Annotated in this window: 14 protein-coding genes; 13 read left to right on the top strand and 1 reads right to left on the bottom strand. The window is 72.6% G+C overall.

What is annotated here, in order from left to right; all coding sequences use genetic code 11:
* The first annotated feature begins 4 nt into the window (after nucleotides 1-4).
* Together ACGF8B_RS38510 and ACGF8B_RS38505 are read left to right on the top strand one after the other, a co-directional pair.
* A complete protein-coding gene (locus tag ACGF8B_RS38510; RefSeq protein WP_392747198.1) occupies nucleotides 5-1012 on the top strand; it encodes an ornithine carbamoyltransferase in 1008 nt (335 codons plus the stop codon).
* Nucleotides 1009-2454, top strand: a complete 1446-nt coding sequence (locus tag ACGF8B_RS38505; RefSeq protein WP_392747196.1) for an MFS transporter — start codon at nucleotides 1009-1011, stop codon at nucleotides 2452-2454. The genes ACGF8B_RS38510 and ACGF8B_RS38505 overlap by 4 nt, the downstream gene beginning before the upstream one ends.
* A gap of 141 nt (nucleotides 2455-2595) precedes the next feature.
* Here the strand turns inward: ACGF8B_RS38505 and ACGF8B_RS38500 are convergent, their stop codons facing one another.
* On the bottom strand, nucleotides 2596-3597 hold the full coding sequence (locus tag ACGF8B_RS38500; RefSeq protein ID WP_392747195.1) for a hypothetical protein: 1002 nt from the start codon (nucleotides 3595-3597) through the stop codon (nucleotides 2596-2598).
* Nucleotides 3598-3866: 269 nt separating this feature from the next.
* Here ACGF8B_RS38500 and ACGF8B_RS38495 point away from each other — a divergent pair, with 269 nt between their 5' ends.
* The 11 genes from ACGF8B_RS38495 (at nucleotide 3867) to ACGF8B_RS38445 (ending at nucleotide 16446) form a co-directional block, all read left to right on the top strand.
* Complete coding sequence (locus ACGF8B_RS38495; protein ID WP_392747193.1) at nucleotides 3867-4658, top strand: Tat pathway signal sequence domain protein; 792 nt, start codon at nucleotides 3867-3869, stop codon at nucleotides 4656-4658.
* A 99-nt stretch (nucleotides 4659-4757) separates the two neighbouring features.
* Complete coding sequence (locus ACGF8B_RS38490) at nucleotides 4758-5945, top strand: inositol-3-phosphate synthase (RefSeq protein ID WP_392747192.1); 1188 nt, start codon at nucleotides 4758-4760, stop codon at nucleotides 5943-5945.
* The gene (locus tag ACGF8B_RS38485) at nucleotides 5942-6973 is read left to right on the top strand and encodes an SCO3242 family prenyltransferase (protein WP_392747191.1); all 1032 of its coding nucleotides are present in this window, start codon (nucleotides 5942-5944) and stop codon (nucleotides 6971-6973) included. The genes ACGF8B_RS38490 and ACGF8B_RS38485 overlap by 4 nt, the downstream gene beginning before the upstream one ends.
* On the top strand, nucleotides 6970-7851 hold the full coding sequence (locus ACGF8B_RS38480; RefSeq protein WP_392747190.1) for a sugar phosphate isomerase/epimerase family protein: 882 nt from the start codon (nucleotides 6970-6972) through the stop codon (nucleotides 7849-7851). Before ACGF8B_RS38485 ends, ACGF8B_RS38480 begins: the two co-directional genes overlap by 4 nt.
* Complete coding sequence (locus ACGF8B_RS38475; protein ID WP_392747189.1) at nucleotides 7848-8507, top strand: EboA domain-containing protein; 660 nt, start codon at nucleotides 7848-7850, stop codon at nucleotides 8505-8507. The genes ACGF8B_RS38480 and ACGF8B_RS38475 overlap by 4 nt, the downstream gene beginning before the upstream one ends.
* A 54-nt stretch (nucleotides 8508-8561) precedes the next feature.
* Nucleotides 8562-9419 carry a TatD family hydrolase gene (locus ACGF8B_RS38470; protein ID WP_342281039.1) on the top strand — a complete coding sequence of 286 codons (858 nt, stop codon included), beginning with the start codon at nucleotides 8562-8564 and terminating at the stop codon, nucleotides 9417-9419.
* Between the two features lie 12 nt (nucleotides 9420-9431).
* The gene (eboE, locus tag ACGF8B_RS38465; protein WP_392747186.1) at nucleotides 9432-10613 is read left to right on the top strand and encodes a metabolite traffic protein EboE; all 1182 of its coding nucleotides are present in this window, start codon (nucleotides 9432-9434) and stop codon (nucleotides 10611-10613) included.
* Nucleotides 10610-11986 (top strand): alkaline phosphatase family protein, encoded by a 1377-nt coding sequence (locus tag ACGF8B_RS38460; RefSeq protein WP_392747184.1) that lies wholly within the window; start codon nucleotides 10610-10612, stop codon nucleotides 11984-11986. Before eboE ends, ACGF8B_RS38460 begins: the two co-directional genes overlap by 4 nt.
* 35 nt (nucleotides 11987-12021) lie before the next feature.
* Nucleotides 12022-12810, top strand: coding sequence for a 4'-phosphopantetheinyl transferase family protein (locus ACGF8B_RS38455; protein WP_392747183.1), 789 nt, complete (start codon nucleotides 12022-12024; stop codon nucleotides 12808-12810).
* Between the two features lie 283 nt (nucleotides 12811-13093).
* Nucleotides 13094-13879, top strand: a complete 786-nt coding sequence (locus ACGF8B_RS38450) for an ABC transporter ATP-binding protein (protein ID WP_392747181.1) — start codon at nucleotides 13094-13096, stop codon at nucleotides 13877-13879.
* A complete protein-coding gene (locus ACGF8B_RS38445) occupies nucleotides 13879-16446 on the top strand; it encodes an FtsX-like permease family protein (RefSeq protein ID WP_392747179.1) in 2568 nt (855 codons plus the stop codon). The genes ACGF8B_RS38450 and ACGF8B_RS38445 overlap by 1 nt, the downstream gene beginning before the upstream one ends.
* The last annotated feature ends 123 nt before the right edge of the window (nucleotides 16447-16569 follow it).

Raw genomic sequence — 16569 nt, 5'->3', positions numbered from 1 at the left:
CCCCATGCGTCATCTGATCTCCATCGACGACCTCACCGACGCGGAGCTGCGGCGGATCGTGGACCGCGGTGCCGAGTTCTCCGCCGGCCTCGCCCGGCGGCCCGCTCCGCTGGACGGCCAGGTGGTCGGCGTCTACTTCGCCAAGACCTCCACCCGCACCCGTACCGCCTTCTCCTCCGGGTCACTGCGGCTGGGCGGCTCCCTCATCGCCTACGGGCCGGGCGACCTCCAGCTCAACACCGGCGAGACCACCGAGGACACCGGCCGGGTGCTGTCCGGGATGCTCGACGTCCTCGTCGCCCGGACCGCCGGTCCCGAGGCCGAACTGCGCGGCTGGGCACACCAGGGGACGATGTCCGTCGTCAACGCCATGACCGCCGAGGAACACCCCACCCAGGCGCTCACCGACCTCACCACACTGGTACGCCACTTCGGCCACGTCGACGGGCTGCGGATCCTGTACGCGGGCGAGGGCAACAACACGGCGGCGGCCCTCGCGCTCGCCCTGACCCGTTTCCCCGGTGTCCACTTCGAGGTCCGCACCCCGCCCGGCTACGGCCTCGACGAGGCGATCGCGCGGCGGGCCCGCGACCGGGCCGCCCGTACCGGCGCCACCCTGGTCGAGCGGTCCGACATGGACGGACTGACCGGCGACTACGACGTGATCTACACGACCCGCTGGCAGACCACCGGCACCAGCAAGCCCGACCCCGACTGGCGGGACATCTTCGCCCCGTTCCAGGTCACCCCCGCACTGTGGGAGACCAGCCCGGACGCCGTGTTCATGCACGACCTGCCCGCCCACCGGGGCGAGGAGGTGGTGGCCGAGGTACTGGACGGACCGCACAGCATCGCCTTCGCCCAGGCCACCAACAAGATGCACAGCGCGATGGCGGTACTGGAGTTCGTCCGCACCGCAGAGGCGTCCCCGAAGGCCGGGGAGCCCGTGGCAAGGGAACCCGTGACCGGGGCGGCCCACCGCACGGACCGCGATCTGGTGGCCGCGCGATGAAACCCGCGATCGACTCCCTGACGGCCCCGACTGACCCGACCGCCTTGACCGACCCGACCGAACAGAGCGGCTCGGCCGGACGGACCGAACTGACCGATCCGGCGGTGCTGCCCTGGCTCCTGGCCGAGCAACGGGACGACGCGGCGCCGGAGCAGAAGCGCCGGACGACCGCGCAGCCCGAGCCGGCGGCGGAACCGGCGGCGGAACCGGACGGGGAGACCGCCGCGCCGCCCGTGCCGTTGCGCCGCAACCGCGACTACCGCCTGCTGTGGGGCGGCGCCGGCCTCTCGCTGCTCGCCGGGCGGGCCACCGCCGTCGCGTATCCGCTCGCCGTCCTGTGGGCGACCCGGTCGCCCAGCGACGCCGGACTCGTGGGGACCGCGCTGCTGCTCCCGCAGCTCGTGGTGCAGCTGCCCGGCGGTGCGCTCGTCGACCGCTGGGACCGGCGGCGCATCATGCTGGTGACCGGACTCGGCCAGGCGGTGGTGGCCGGTGTGATCGCCGCGCTCCTGCTGAGCGGGCACGTCTGGCTGTGGGCGCTGCTGGCCGCCGCGTTCGTCGAGGGCACCCTCGGTGTGCTGTTCCAGCTGGCCGAGCGGGCCGCCGTGCCCGCCGTGGTGCCGCCCGAGCAGATCGGCGCCGCCATGACCGGCAACGAGGCCCGCACCCGGGGGGCCGCCATCGCGGGCCAGCCCCTGGGCAGCGGACTGGTCACCCTCGGCTCCGCGCTGCCGTTCGTGGCGGCGGCGGCCGGTCAACTGGCCGCTGTGATCTGCCTGTTCGGGGTACGCGGGAAGCTTCAGCAGGAACGGAAGGACGCGCCCCGGACGGCGCTCGCCGCCGAGGTCCGGGCCGGTCTCGTCTGGATGTGGCGCCAGCACTTCCTGCGGGCCGTGATGGCCGCCGTCGCCGTCTCCAACATCCTCTTCCAGGGGCTCAACCTGGCGGTGATGTCCGGCATCCAGTCGGCGGGCGGCACCGAGTTCCAGGTGGGCGTCGTGCTCTCGCTCAGCGGGGCGGGCGGTCTGATCGGTGCGCTCAGCGGCGGCCGGTGGACCGAACGGCTCTCGATGCGCGCCCTGGTGATCGGCGGGCTGGCGGTGTGGGCGCTGCTGATGGTGCCCGTCGCCGTGCTCCGCGACCCCTACGCGCTGGGTGCGATCTTCGCGCTGAGCGGTTACGTGGGCGGTGTGTTCAACGTGGCGGGCGGGGTCTACCTCGTCCGGATCGCACCGGACAGCATGCGGGGACGGGCCAACTCCCTGGCCATGCTGGTCGGTGGCGGCGCGATGGCCGCGGGACCGGTCGCGGCCGGCTTCGCGCTGGAGGGCCTCGGCCCGACCCGGACGATCCTGGGGCTCAGCCTCGCGATGGCCGTGACGGCCCTCGCCGCGCTGATCTCCCCGGCCCTGCGCCGGGGCCCGTTCGCGGCGGCCGACTGACCGGACGCCCGGCGGGGCGCGCAGACGAAGGAGGGGGTCACCGCAGCCGCGGTGGCCCCCTCCTCGTCAGTGCCCGGAGCCTCAGTGCCCGGAGCCTCAGTGCCCGGAGCCTCAGTGCCCGGAGCGCCAGCCCCCGGAGCGTCAGCCCCCGGGCGAGTCGCGCCGGTCACGTGACGCCGTGGCGAGCACCACGGCGACCGCCACCACGACCGCGCCGACGAGCCAGGCGGCGGTGGTGAGCGTGAGCCGGTCGGGTTCGAGCACCGGCTGACCCCGCTCCGCCTGCCACAACAGCAGTGCGGTGAGCCCGGCGTGGCCGGCTCCGCCGACGACGATCAGGGCCGTACGCGTACCCTCGCCGCGCAGCAGTGGCAGCCTTCCCGCGAGCATCCCGAGACCCACGGCGGCCAGTGGCAGCAGCTGCAGCGCGTGCAGCCCCACGAAGTGCGCCACGCGCAGATCCCCGCCACCGGTCGCCCAGTCGGTCAGCGGCAGACCGGCACCGCCGTCCAGCACCCCGACGCTGTGCGCGCCGAGCGTGGCCGGATGCTCCCCGGCGTCCAGGGCCCGCTGCTGCGCGGCCGTGGGGGTGGTCATCAGATAGCCGATCGACATGCCCGCCAGCGAGACGAACAGCCCGATCGGGATGGCCCAGGCCAGCGGCCGGTCCACCTTGCGCTGCCACAACAGGAAGATCCCGAGCAGCAGGGTCATGGCCCAGCCGATGTAAGCCGCGCCGCCCATCGCCTTGACCAGCACGTCGTTGAGCGTGGACGACACATTGAAGTGGCTGCGTTCGCCCCGCACGGCCTGGAACGTGATGATCGATATCTCCGGGACGATGAACAGCACCACGGTGACGGTGCCGAGTCTGCGCAAGGTGCGCCGCCACCGGTCCGTCCGGCCGATCATCCACGCCAGGGTGATCGTGTAGAGGCCGAAGGAGACCGCGAACTTCAGGGGTTTGAGCCACACCCCCTCACCCAGCACGGTGCGTCCGTCGAGGAACAGGCCGCCCGCGGCTGTCACCGCGAGCAGTGCCATGGCCCCCGCGCACCAGGCGAGGGGGCCATGTAATCGGGGGATGCCCCCGTTGTCGCCGGTGTCCTTCTGCTGGACCCGGGCGCTCGTGAGCGTGACCACAGTGACTCCTTCACTGGTGGGGACAGTGACCGGTACTGGCCGCTTGAATGGCCGAAAAACGATGTATTGATTCGTACATCTGTTTCCGGAAGAACGTAGTCCGTTGCCATATCGTCCCGGCATCGCGGTGGCTTCGGGACCGCTCTTACCCCCTTTGACCAGGCAATACGCCCTGCCTGAGCGGTTATAGGACGCACATAGTCCGGCCCGCGAGAGTCGTCCCATCACCGCAATCCCCCGCACCGCCCACTGACGAAGGAGATCCACCCATGCCGCAGAACACCATGGACCGCCGGGGCGTCCTCAGGGCCGCCGCCGGCATCGCCGGGGCGGCGGCCGCGGTGACGGTGGCCGGCACCCTGCCGGCCTCCGCACACGGCCGGTCCCGCAGCGAGTTCCCCGACGTCCCGGGCATGGTCGGCGACCGTCGCGCCAACGAGTTCTGGTACGAGTACGACGAGCGCTTCTACTTCAACCCGACGCCCGAGTCCGTCGAGGCCGTGGACGCCATCGTCAAGCCGCTCGGCGGGTTCACCATGGTCGACTCGGCGTGGGCCGCCACCCGCTCCGGCGGACGCTACCCGCGCAGCTACCTGGAGCTCATCCGCCCCAACCGCGACGCCTTCGTGCTGCTCTCCAACGCCCAGCGCGACGTCTACCGCGAGTTCTACGGGAACGACCCGGAGGCACTGGTCCGCTCCTTCCAGGACTTCGGCCAGGGCATCCTGTTCGACCCGCGCCGCTCGGACGGCAACAAGGTCCACATGATGAACTTCACGCCGCCGGACTTCACCCACGCCTACCACCGCTGGAACCCCTTCCTGGCCGGCTTCCGGCTCCTGGACATCGACGTGAAGTGGTGGACGCACATCAACCGGCTCGCGGGCGTCGCCTGGGAGCTCCAGTCCATCGGCCAGCCGGTCATCGACGCGAACGACAACAAGCGCCTGCCCCGGCGGACCGTGCACGGCGTCACCCGCAAGTGGCTGCACCGCAGCCCGGACCAGCTCGACACGGCCTTCGACACCTACCCGTACCCCGTCGACATGGGCAAGTTCTAGGAGGCCGCCGCACGCCGCGCCGCCCGTCCGCGGGGCGTGCCCGCACACGCCCCGGGACCGCACCCCACTCCCCGTACGACTCAGGAGGCACAGCCCATCATGCGAGCCACGACCGGAACTTCACCCCGCATCGGCGTCTGGATGATCGGCGCACGAGGCTCGGTCGCCACGGCCGCGACCGTCGGCGCCACCGCGATCGCCGCGGGCAACGCCTCCTGTGACGGATGCGTCACGGACCTTCCCCCGTTCCGCGACGCATCGCTCCCGGCCCTCGCCGACCTCGTGTTCGGCGGGCACGACATCGTGTCCGTCCCACTGACGGCGAGGGCCGGGCAACTCGCCGGTGCGGGCGTCCTGCCCGCCACCCTCCTCGACGGCGTGCGCGGCGCCCTGGAGGCCACCGACCGCGAGATCCGCGACGGCTCGCAGCGGCCCGGCGAGCCCCAGGCCGAGGCCGCCGCGCGCTTCGCCGCGGACATCGTCTCCTTCCGCGAACGGCACGCCCTGGAACAGGTCGTCGTTGTCAACGTCTCCTCCACCGAGCCGCTGCCCGACCCCGACCCGGCCTTCCTCGACCTCACGGAGCTCGACGCGGTCCTCGCCACCAGCACCGACCTGCTGCCGCCCAGCTCCCTGTACGCGTACGCCGCCTTCCGGGCCGGCTGCGCCTACGTCAACTTCACCCCGTCCGCGGGCGCCTCGCTGCCCGCCCTGGAGCAGCTCGCCCGCGCCTGCGGCGTCCCGCACGCCGGGCGCGACGGCAAGACCGGCGAGACCCTCGTCAAGAGCGCGCTCGCCCCGATGTTCACCCAGCGCGCCCTGCGCCTGCGCTCCTGGTCCGGCACCAACCTGCTCGGCGGTGGCGACGGCGCCACCCTCCAGGACCCCGAGGCCGCCCGCAGCAAGACCGAGTCCAAGCAGCGCAGCCTGGAGGAGACCGTCGGCCACCCCGTCCAGGGCCAGGTCCACATCGACAACGTCCCCGAGATGGGGGAGTGGAAGACCGCCTGGGACCACATCTCCTTCGAGGGCTTCCTCGGCGTCCGGATGTCCATGCAGTTCACCTGGCAGGGCTGCGACTCCGCCCTCGCCGCCCCGCTCGTCCTGGACCTCGTACGGCTGGCCGCCCTCGGCCGCCGCCGCGGCGAATCCGGCGCGCTCACCGCACTCGGCTTCTTCTTCAAGGACCCGGCCGGCTCCCGCGAGCACAACCTCACCCTCCAGTACGAGGCCCTGACCGCCTGGGCGAACGCCCCGGTCCCGGCCGCGATCGGCACCCCGCGATGAACAGCACCCTGCGCACCTACGCGGAACTGGTCCGGGCCCCCGCCGCGATCACGGTCCCCGGCGACGTCGTCGCCGGGGCACTCGCGGCGGGCCGCCCGGGCATCGGCCGCACCACCGGCCTGGCCGCGTCCTCCGTCGCCCTGTACTGGGCGGGCATGGCCCTCAACGACTGGGCGGACCGTGCCGAGGACGCCACCGAACGTCCCGAACGCCCCATCCCGTCCGGCCGGCTCACCCCGAGCGCCGCCCTCGCCACCGCCATCGGCCTCACCGGCGCGGGTCTCGGCCTCGCCGCACTCGCCGGTGGCCGCCGCACCCTGCTCCGGCGCACCCTGCCGCTGGCCGCCGCCGTCTGGGCGTACGACCTCGGCCTCAAGTCGACCCCGTTCGGCCCGGCAGCCATGGCCGCCGCCCGCGCCCTGGACGTCCTGCACGGCACCGGCCCCGGCCGCGCGGCCGCCGCCCTCCCGGCCGCCACCGCCGTCGCCGCGCACACCTTCGCGGTGACCCGGCTCAGCCGGCACGAGGTCGACGGAGCGCCCACGAGCGAGCCGAAGCTGTCCCTGGCGACGACCACCGCGATCACCGGCGCGGGCGCGGCCCACCTGCTGGCCGCCGCCGGCCCGCGCGCCGCGACCGCGTCCACCGCCCAACAGCCCACCCCGGCCCGGCTGTTCTCCGTCGCGGCGGACGGCGCCCACCTCGGCGCCCCCGCCGCGGGATCGGTCGCCGCACTGCTCGCCGCCGCCGGGACACCAGAGGCCCCCGCCGCCCGCAGGCCCGTCGACGCCCTGGTCACCGGCGCGGCCCTCGCCACCTACGCCGGCACCTGCGCCCGCGCCCAGAGCGCCGTCGTCCGCGACCCCTCCGCCCCGCGCGTCCGTGCCGCCGTCGGCGCGGGCATCCACGCCCTGCTGCCGCTCCAGGCCACCCTGGTCGCCCGCGCCGGCGCACCCCTGCTCGCCCTGCCGCTGGTCGCCGCCCTGCCCCTGGTGGGCCGGCTCGCCCGGAAGGTGTCCTCGACATGAGCCACCTCCCGGACCCCTCCGACCTGCGCTTCGCATACGGCACCAACGGCTTCGCCGACCACCGGCTGCCCGACGCGCTGCGCGTCCTCGCCGACCTCGGCTACCAGGGCGTCTCCCTCACCCTGGACCACCAGCACCTCGACCCCTACGCCCACGACCTGCCCCGGCGGATCGCCGAGACCCGGCGCGCCCTCGACTCCACCGGCCTCGCCGTCGTCGTCGAGACCGGCGCCCGCTACCTCCTCGACCCCTGGCGCAAGCACCGCCCCACCCTGCTCTCCGCCGAGCCCGAGGGCCGTGACCTGCGCCTGGGACTGCTGCGCCGCGCCATCGGCATCGCCGCCGAACTCGGCGCCGGGGCCGTCCACTTCTGGAGCGGCACCCCGGACCCCGGCACCACCCCGGAACAGGCCTGGCAGCGGCTCGTCGACGGCTGCGCCGAGACCGTCGCGCACGCCGACGCCACCGGGATCGACCTCGCCTTCGAGCCCGAGCCCGGCATGCTCGTAGCCGACCTCGCCGGCTACCGCAGGCTGCACCGCGAGCTCGGCCTCCCCGACCGCTTCCGCCTCACCCTCGACATCGGCCACTGCCGGTGCCTCGAACCCCACAGCGTCCCCCGCTGCGTCGAACTGGCGTCCGACCGCCTCGCCCACGTCCAGATCGAGGACATGCGACGCGGCGTCCACGAACACCTGCCGTTCGGCGACGGCGAGATCGACTTCCCGCCGGTACTGCGTGCCCTCGCCGCCGCCCGGTACCGGGGGCTGGTCTCGGTGGAGCTGCCCAGGCACAGCCACGCGGCGACCGCGACCGCCCGCCACAGCATCGAATTCCTGCGCACCGCAGCCCTGTCGAAGGAGGCCGAACCGGTATGACAGCACCGACGATCACGGCGGCACCGACCACCGTGCACCACACCCTCACCCTGCGCGCCCTCACCGAGGGCCTGGGCTCGGCCCTCGACCACGAGCACCGCGCCCGCCTCGCCCAGGACCTCGCGGCCGTCGCCGAACAGGGCCCGGCCGCCCTCGACAGCCGCTTCCCCGCCGCCGGCCGCGTCTACGGCCGGGGCAGGCTGCCCGGCTGGGCGGGCTGGAGCGTCGAGGACGGCGTACGCACCAGGCTCCTGAGTCAACTGGGGCTCCAAGGGCCGGAGTTGGCGCAGGAGGCCACGGAGCGCTACCGCACCGGCGACGCGGCGGAGCGGCGCGGCGTCCTGTGCGCCCTGCCCTTCCTGCCGCTCGGACCGTCCGCCGTCCACCTCACCGACGACGCGCTGCGCACCAACGACAACCGGCTCATCGCCGCCGCACTCGGTCCCTACGCACGGGTCCACCTCGACCAGTACCGCTGGCGCCAGGCCGTCCTGAAGTGCCTCTTCACCGGGATCCCGCTGGCCAAGGTGGCCGGCCTGCACGAACGCCGGGACGCCGAGCTGGCCCGGATGGCCGTCGGCTTCGCGACCGAGCGCCGGGCCGCGGGCCGCACCGTACCCGCCGACCTGTGGCTGGTCGCCACCCACGACAGCTGAGCGCCACCCCGGCCCGCAACGGAGCCGGGCCACAGACCCCGACGGAGATCGGCCATGCGTATATTCGACCCGCACATCCACATGACGTCCCGGACCACCGACGACTACCGGGCCATGTACGACGCAGGTGTACGCGCCCTGGTGGAACCGGCGTTCTGGCTCGGCCAGCCACGTACCCACCCGGCCAGCTTCGCCGACTACTTCGACGCCCTGCTCGGCTGGGAGCCCTACCGCGCCGCGCAGTTCGGCATCCGGCACCACTGCACCATCGGGCTCAACCCGAAAGAGGCCAACGACCCGCGCTGCACTCCGGTTCTCGACCTGCTGCCGCGCTACCTCGCCAAGGATTCCGTCGTAGCGGTCGGGGAGATCGGCTACGACACCATGACCGAAGCGGAGGAGCACGCCTTCGCCGCACAGCTCGGCCTCGCCGTCGAGTTCGGGCTGCCCGCACTGGTCCACACCCCGCACCGCGACAAGGCAGGCGGCACCGCCCGCTCCCTGGCCGTCATCGAGGAGTCCGGCATCGACCCCGGTCACGTCGTCCTCGACCACCTCAACGAGGTGACCGTCACCGAGGTGATCGGAACCGGCTGCTGGATGGGGTTCTCCATCTATCCGGACACCAAGATGACCCCGCAGCGGATGGTCGACATCCTCAAAAAGTACGGAACGGAGCACATGCTCGTTAACTCGGCGGCGGACTGGGGGCACAGCGATCCCCTGCTCACCAGGATCACCGCGGAAACCATGCTCGAAGCCGGTTTCGACGAGGATGATGTCGACCGCGTCATGTGGCGCAACCCGCTCACGTTCTACGGGCAGTCGGGCAGGCTTGACCTGGACGGTTACAACGATGTGCAGGCCGCGGGGCTGTACGCCGGAAATTCGATCGCCCGCGGCGGCAGTTGAGGTCGATACATCATGCGTCTGCACCACTCGGACTCCACCACCATCCACCTCGCCTACTGCACCAACGTGCATCCGGCGGAGACCCTCGACGGGATCACGGCCCAGCTCGCCGACCACGCGGAACAGGTACGCCAGCACCTCGGCACCGACCTCGTCGGCCTCGGCCTCTGGCTCCCCGCCGAAGTGGCCCACCACCTCGCCGACCACCCGGCCGACACCGCCGCGCTGCGCCGGGCCCTGACCTCCCGGGGCCTGGAGACCGTCACCCTCAACGGCTTCCCCTACCGCGGCTTCCACACCCCCGTCGTCAAACGCGGCGTCTACTTCCCCGACTGGTCCGAGCCGTCCCGCCTGACCTACACCCTCAACCTCGCCAAGGTGCTCGCCGGACTGCTCCCCGAGGACGCCGCCCGCGGCTCCATATCCACCCTGCCGCTGGCCTGGCGCACCCCCTGGACCGGCGTGCAGCGCTCCACCGCCGCCCGGCACCTCGACGACCTCGCCGCCGGACTCAAGCAGATCGAGGCCGAGACCGGCCGCACCATCCGCGTCGGCCTGGAACCCGAACCCGGCTGCGTCGCCGAGACCACCGCCCAGGCCGCCCAGGCCATCGCCGGCGCCGACCACGACTGGATCGGCCTGTGCCTGGACGCCTGCCACCTCGCCGTCCAGCACGAGAACCCGTCAAGCGCCGTAGCCGCCCTCGTCGCCGAAGGCGTGCCCATCGTCAAGCTCCAGGCGTCCTCCGCCCTCGTCGCCGACACCCCCGCCGACCCCGAGTCCCGCGAGGCGCTGCGCCCCTTCGCCGAACCCCGCTTCCTGCACCAGGTCCGCGAACAGGACCCCGACGGCACCCTGCACGGCTCCGACGACCTCGCCCCCGCCCTCGCGGGCGCCCTGCCCGGCGACGCGCCCTGGCGCATCCACTACCACGTACCCCTGCACGACCAGCCCGAGCCGCCGCTGCGCAACACCAGCGACTCCCTCCAGGAGACCCTGCGGGCGACGCTCGGCGGGGAGCGCGCCCTCACCGACCACGTCGAGGTCGAGACGTACACCTGGGACGTACTGCCCGCCGGACTCCGGCCCACCGGGTCGGCCGGCATCGCCGCCGGGATCGCCACCGAACTGGAGTGGACCTACGGCGAGTTGATCCGCCTCGGTCTCACCGATCAGGCCGGAGCCACACCATGACCGACCGCCAGGTCGCGGTGCTGTGCACCGTAGGCCTCACCCCACGCCTGCTCGGCGAGATGCCGCACGTCGCGGCCATCGGCCAGCAGGGCTTCACCGCCCGCCTCGACACCGTCTTCCCCGCCGTCACCGCCACCGTCCAGGCCACCCTCACCACCGGCCTGCTGCCCCGCGACCACGGGGCCGTCGCCAACGGCTGGTACCACCGCGACCACGGCGAGGTCATGATGTGGCGCCAGCACAACGCCCTCGTCGGGGGCGAGAAGGTGTGGCAGGCCGCCCGCAAGCAGGACCCCGGGCACACCACCGCGTACCTGTGCTGGTGGTGGGCCATGGGCGCGGACGTCGACACCGTACTGACGCCGCGACCCGTGTACCACTACGACGGCCGCAAATCCCCCGACTGCTATACGAAACCGGCCGGGCTGCGCGACGAACTCACCGCCCGCCAGGGCGAGTTCCCTCTCTTCAACTACTGGGGACCGACCGCCTCCATCGCCTCCACCCGATGGATCGCCGGCGCCGCCCGCCATGTCGTCGACACCCGCCGCCCCGACCTGTCGTTCATCTACGTGCCCCACCTCGACTACGACCTCCAGCGCTACGGACCCGACAGCCCCCAGGCCGTGCGCGCCGCCCGCGAGGCCGACGCCGCGCTCGCCCCGCTCCTGGACGACCTGCGCGACCGCGGGACCACGGTCGTCGCCCTCAGCGAGTACGGCATCAGCCCCGTCTCCCGGCCGGTCGACATCAACCGCGCACTGCGCCGCGAGGGACTCCTCTCGGTGTACAGCCAGCGCGGCATGGAGTACCTGGACCCCTGCACCTCCCGCGCGTTCGCCGTGGCCGACCACCAGGCCGCCCACGTGTACGTCGCCGACCCCGCCGACATCCCGCGCGTCCGCGACGTCCTGAAGCACACCGAGGGCGTCGACGAGATCTGGGACCGCACCGAACAGGCCACGTACGGCATCGACCACCCCAACGCGGGCGAGCTGGTCGCCGTCGCCGAGCCGGACGCCTGGTTCACGTACTACTACTGGCTCGACGACACCCGCGCCCCCGACTTCGCGCGCGGCGTCGAGATCCACCGCAAACCGGGCTACGATCCGGCCGAACTCTTCTTCGACCCCGCCGACAAGGCGGTGAAGGCGAAGGCAGCACTCACCCTGTTGCGCAAGAAGGCCGGGATGCGCGCACCGCTCACCGTGGTGCCGCTCGACCCGGCCCACGTCAAGGGCAGCCACGGACGGCTGCCCCAGGACCACCGGGACGGGCCGCTGCTGCTGTGCTCCGACCCGGGGCAGGAACGGGACCGCTACCACGCCACCGAGGTGAAGGATCTGCTCCTGCGCCTCAACGGACTGGCCTGAGACCGGCCGTATCGAAAGGATCGAGAGGAGGCCAGATGACACCTCGGCGGAACACCGCGATCAGCGAGGTGCGCATACCCCGACCGGCGCTCGAAACGGTCGGCCGGATGCAGGAGTCGGGCGAGATCCACGTGTGGTGGTGGCCGCTCGGCGCACGGACCGACCCGGCGGACTACGCCGTTCTCGACGAGGTGGAGCGGGGCCGGGCCCAGCGCTTCCACGCCGAGGCGGACGCCGCCGCGTTCACCGCCACCAGGGCCGGTGCCCGGCGGGCCGTGGCCGGGCTGCTCGGCGTCGAACCGGGGGAGGTCGGCTTCGGCCGGCGGATCTGCCCCGGCTGCGGCGACCGGGAGCACGGCCCGCCCGCCGTCTCCGACCCGCCGGTCCCGCTCGCGGTCAGCCTGTCCCGCACGGCGGGGGCCGGAGCCCTCGCGGTACGGGCGGGCAACTGGGTGGGCGTCGACGTGGAGGCCCTCAGACCGGTCGAACCGGCCGGCCTGGCCGAGGTGGTCCTCACCGCCTCGGAGGGCGCACACGTCCTCGGGCTGCCCCCGGGCCCGGCCAGGGCCGCCGCCTTCCACCGGGCCTGGACCCGCAAGGAGGCGGTGGTCAAGGCCGTCGGCCTCGGCCTGCTGGGCATGCCGCTCAACACGCTGGACGTCAGTCCGGCGCAGGACGGCCCCGTGCGGGTGGTGCACCGCTACCGCGGCGAGGAATCGCGCTGGCAGGTGATGGACGTCGACATCGGCGACCGCTGGGCGGCCTCGCTGGCCCGCCCGGAGGCCGGCCCACTGGGCCCGGTCCACACCCACGCCCCGGCGTGACAGCGGGCTTCGCGCCGCAAGAGAACCCTTCTTGCGGCGCGAAGCCATGCCCGGACCCCGGGCACCCCCACTCCCCGGAGTCCCGGTGGCCGTCACCGAACACAACACACTCACACCGACACCGCAGAACCACCACGACGGCGACCGGCCGGCCAACTGCACCGAAAAGACACGAAGTAGATCGAATATAGAAGTACGGGCCACGCTCGATCCGATGCCATATACGCTCGAAAATCATCCCCTTGAGACCCGGAACCGCACTATGGAGAGGACAGGTCGCAACATGGTGACCGAGACGAGCCGCCCTTCCCTCGACAACGGCTACAACACGGTCAACCGGGGGCACGCCCTGCGTCTGGCCGACGTGACAAAGGTGTACGGCAAGAACGGCCGTGGCGTGCGTGCCCTGGACGGGGTCTCCGTGGGGATCGAGCGCGGCTCCTTCACCGCGGTGATGGGCCCGTCCGGCTCCGGCAAGTCGACGTTCCTGCACTGCGCGGCCGGCCTCGACAAGCCGACCACCGGTCAGTCCTACATCGGGGACACCCAGCTCAACGACATGAACGAGACCCAGCTGACGAAGCTGCGCCGCCAGCGCATCGGCTTCGTCTTCCAGGCGTTCAACCTCATCCCGTCCCTGTCGGTGCGTCAGAACGTCGAGCTGCCCATGCGCCTCGCCGGTGAGAGCCTCGACAAGAACTGGCTCGACGAGATCCTCGGCCGCGTCGGACTCGGCGGCCGGGCCGCCCACCGGCCCGCCGAACTCTCCGGCGGCCAGCAGCAGCGCGTCGCCATCGCCCGCGCCCTCATCACCCGGCCCGACGTCATCTTCGGCGACGAGCCGACCGGCGCCCTCGACACCGTGACCGCCAAGGAGATCCTCTCCCTGCTGCGCTCCTGCGTGGACGAGACCGGCCAGACCGTCGTCATGGTCACCCACGACCCGGTCGCCGCCTCGTACGCCGACACCGTCCTCTTCCTGGCCGACGGCAAGATCGCCGGACAGATGGAATCCCCGACCGCCGACCTCGTCGCCGAGCGCATGACACACCTGGGAGCGTGGGCCTGATGCTGCGCTATGCACTGCAGACCCTCAAGGCCAGGAAGGGCGGCTTCATCGGCGCCTTCCTCGCCCTGTTCTGCGCCGCCGCACTCGTCACCGCCTGCGGCATCCTCCTGGAGACCGGACTGCGCGGCACCATCGCCACCGAGCGCTACGCCGCCGCCCCGGTCATCGTCGGCGCCGACCAGAACGTCCACCAGACGACCATCAAGAAGAAGAAGGGCAAGGTCAAGGAGAAGCACAAGGCGAAGCCACTGGCCGAGCGGGTCTGGCTGCCCGAGGGCACCACCGCGAAACTCGCCGCCTTACCCGGCGTCCGCAAGGCGGTGCCCGAGACGAACTTCCCGGCGTACGCGGTCGGCCCCCAGGGCCGGATCGTGCCGGGCATCGACGGCAAGCCGTCCTACGGCCACGCCTGGTCCTCCGCCGCACTGACCCCGTTCGAACTGACCGACGGCAAGGCACCCACGGGTGCCACCGAGGTCGTCCTCGACCGGGAACTCGCGGACCGCACCGGCCTCAAGACCGGCAGCAGCCTCGTCGTCCAGTCGACCGGCGCCCCCATGACGTACAAGGTCAGCGGCATCGCCGCGGCGAAGGACGGCGACCTGCACCAGCAGACCTCGCTGTTCTTCTCCGACGAGACCGCCCGCAACCTCTCCGGACGGCCCGGCCAGGTCACCACCGTCGGCCTGATGCCCAAGGCCGGCGTCTCCGCGGACGAGCTCGCCGACCAGGCCGAGAAGGCCCTCGCCGGCGACGGCCGCAAGTACGCCGTCGCCACCGGCGGGGAGCGCGGACCCATCGAGTTCCTCGACGCCGGCAAGGCCCGGGTCAAGCTCGTCTCCATGGGCGGCGCGATGGGCGGTACGTCACTGCTCGTCGCGATCCTCGTCGTCGTCGGCACCTTCGCGCTCTCCATCCAGCAGCGCTACCGCGAGCTCGCCCTGCTCCGCGCCATCGCCGCGACCCCCAAGCAGGTCCGCCAGCTGATCGGCCGCGAGGCCCTGATCATCGGCGGCCTCGCGGGCGGCCTCGGCTCGGTCGCGGGCCTGCCCATCGCGTACTGGCTGCACAGCAAGTTCATCGACTTCAAGGCCATCCCCGACACCCTCGAACTCACCTTCAGCTTCGTGCCGTTCGCCGCGGCCGTCGGCGCCGCCCTGCTCGGGGCGTGGGTCGCGGCCCGCATCTCCGCCCGCCGCACCGCCCGCATCCGCCCGGCCGAGGCGCTGTCCGAGGCATCCATGGAACAGCGCCACTTCGCATGGGGCCGGCTCGGCGTGGGGATGCTCGTCCTGGCCCTCGGCATCGGTGTGGTCGTCCTGCTGGGCTTCCTGCGCACCGAACCCGCCTCGCAGCCCGTCACGTTCCTGTCCGTCGTGGTCCTCGCCGTCGCGGTCTCGCTGCTCGGCCCGGTCATCGCCCGGATCGCCGTCGCGATCCTCGGGATCCCGCTGAAGTTCTCCCGCGTCGGCGGCCACCTCGCGACCGCCAACGCCCGCGCCAACGCCAAGCGGATGGCCGCGGCCGTCACCCCGCTGGTCCTGCTCATCGGCATGGCCTGCACCGTCCTGTTCGTGCAGACCACCATGGGCGACGCCGCCTCGGCCCAGGCCAAGGCGGGCAACAAGGCCGACTGGGTGGTCGCCTCGAACGGCCCCGGCGTCCCCGCCGAGGCCACGCAGGCGCTGCGCGCCGTACCCGGTGTCACCGAGGTCACCGAGATCGTCCGGACCCAGGTCCGCGTCGGCCTCGACAAGTACCCGGCGCAGGGCATCTCCGCGCAGGGCCTCACCACGAACTGGGACCCGGACGTCTCCAAGGGCAGCCTCAAGGGCTTCGGGGACAAGAGCATCGCGATGAGCGACGTCTCCGCCGACCACCTCGGCAAGAAGCCCGGCGACACGCTCAAGGTGACGCTCGGCGACGCCACCGTGGTCCAGCTGAAGGTCGCCGCCGTCTACGAACGGGGCCTCGGCTTCGGTGACCTGACCATGTCGCACGACCTGGTCGCCCAGCACGTCGACAACCCGCTCGCCTCCTCCGTACTCGTCAAGACGGCCGGCGACGGCAAGGCGGGCCGCGAGCAGCTGACCGGAGCACTCAAGCGCTTCCCGGGCATCGGCGTCCTCGACCGCACCCAGGTCGACGACGTCCAGGCCGACGTCCAGCAGTCCAACGCCGAGGTCAACTACCTCGCGATGGGCCTGATCATCGCGTTCACCGCGATCGCCGTGGTCAACACCCTGGCCATGTCGGTCTCGGACCGAACCCGCGAGTTCGCCCTGCTGCGGCTCGTCGGCACGACCCGCCGCCAGGTGATGTCGATGCTCAGGATCGAGTCCGCCCTGATCGTCCTGGTCGCCGCGGTGCTCGGCACGGCCATCTCGCTCGCGGTGCTCACCGCCTTCAGCGTCGGGATGACGGGCGCCGCCCAGCCGTCCGTCGACCTGCCGATGTTCCTCGGCGTACTCGGCTTCGCCGCGGTGCTCACCGCGGTGGCGACGCTGGTCCCCGGCCGCGTCGCACTCGGCGGACGCCCGGCGGACGTCATCAGCGCCCGCCAGTAGCCGGACGCACCACGTCAACACCCCAGGGGTGTACGGGAGTTCCGCTCCCGTACACCCCTGATCGCTGCCCGCCTGCGGTGACTGCGGTGCCTGCGAACGGCCGAGGGGCCGGCCCCCCTGTGC

Origin of the sequence: Streptomyces sp. NPDC047917 (assembly GCF_043204345.1) — a bacterium.
GTDB classification, from domain to species: domain Bacteria; phylum Actinomycetota; class Actinomycetes; order Streptomycetales; family Streptomycetaceae; genus Streptomyces; species Streptomyces sanglieri.
The sequence above is the reverse complement of the archived record's forward strand: the minus strand, read 5'-3'. Positions and strand labels throughout refer to the sequence as shown.